Annotated in this window: 2 protein-coding genes; both read right to left on the bottom strand. The window is 30.0% G+C overall.

The window, feature by feature from the left end; translation table 11 throughout:
- Nucleotides 1-582 (bottom strand): energy-coupling factor transporter transmembrane protein EcfT (locus HMPREF9131_RS01970; protein WP_009345087.1); only part of this gene is annotated, 582 nt, incomplete at its 3' end.
- A 17-nt stretch (nucleotides 583-599) separates the two neighbouring features.
- On the bottom strand, nucleotides 600-1,202 hold the full coding sequence (locus tag HMPREF9131_RS01965; protein WP_001060382.1) for an MptD family putative ECF transporter S component: 603 nt from the start codon (nucleotides 1,200-1,202) through the stop codon (nucleotides 600-602).
- Nucleotides 1,203-1,241 lie beyond the last annotated feature (39 nt).

The following is a 1,241-nucleotide window of genomic DNA, read 5'->3' as shown; positions in this document are numbered from 1 at the left end:
TATTGGGTTTTCAATTCCTCTAACAATCGCTGCTGCTGATAATTCATCCCCTACTTTTATAGAACGAAAAATTAAAGGAACTATAGCATATTCAAGAATCCTCAAAGGATTTGATAAAATATGAAAAAAGTTACCTGTAAATCCCCTTACTTTCATAGCTTCTTTTATTGTTCTAAATTCCCCAGCAATTGTTGGTACAAATCTAATAATTACCGTTAATATAAGTACAAAATTTCGTGGCAACATTAATTTGTGAAATATTGAAATTAATTTTCCTGATGGTATCTTAAAAGTTAAAAATCCTGCCATGATTGGAACTATGAATTTATACAACATTCCCAAAAGCATTGGAGAAATTATAACTACACCACTAGGTATCATTTTTAATAACCAAAATGTAGTAAAACTATATATCATAAAATAAATTATGCTCTGTTTGATAAAACCAAAATATGCTAAAAGCATACAAAGCCATCCTGCAAACAGAGCATGCATATAGTAACTTTTTGTAAATATTGACACCATACAGGAAATAATAGTTAAAAAAAGACAAGTTATTCCACTTATTTTTTCTATTTTCATTTCCCATATATCTCCATTTACTCTAAAATACCCGCCTTTTTAAAGTGCTTTTTAAGAATTTTTTGTGCAAACAAAACACCTAAAGCAGATAATATAACGGTTATTGTTACACCTAATAATAGTAGTTTTGGTGAAGATACCAAATTATATTGCAAAGTTAATGTCTTATCTGCAAACCCACTCTCTAAAGCTTGCTTTTGATAAGATTCCCAAGCTATCCAACATGGAACTCCTATTCCCATGAACATACCAGCACCATAAACACTCCAGCCAATCATATTTCTTATTGGATTTATATAAGTGTCTTTGCCTATCATTACTATTTCACACAAAATAGCAAGTCCAATAAAATATGGAAGCATAAACACATAACCCATAGCTGCTGTGATAAGACCATAAATTAATATCCATATAAATAATAGCCCATGTTTATTAAGTCTGTTAGCTGCTACCAAGTAGAAAATAGCTCCTATAAACATTTCAATTCCAGCAGTACCATAAATATATACAACCGGAACAGCAACCATACTCATTCCAATAACAATAGAAATTGCATAAAACAAGGCAATCATAATAGCTACTGTTACTACATCTTTTGTAGTCATTTTTTTATTGTTCATAAAACACCTCCGTTAATTAATAAAATGTACATAGAATGT

Source organism: Peptoniphilus sp. oral taxon 836 str. F0141 (assembly GCF_000179335.1).
Classification (GTDB): domain Bacteria; phylum Bacillota; class Clostridia; order Tissierellales; family Peptoniphilaceae; genus Peptoniphilus_A; species Peptoniphilus_A lacrimalis.
The sequence above is the reverse complement of the archived record's forward strand: the minus strand, read 5'-3'. Positions and strand labels throughout refer to the sequence as shown.

Coding starts and splice junctions, on each gene's coding strand:
- HMPREF9131_RS01965 (WP_001060382.1), bottom strand. CDS start 1,202: ATGAACAATAAAAAAATGACTACAAAAGATGTAGTAACAGTAGCTATT.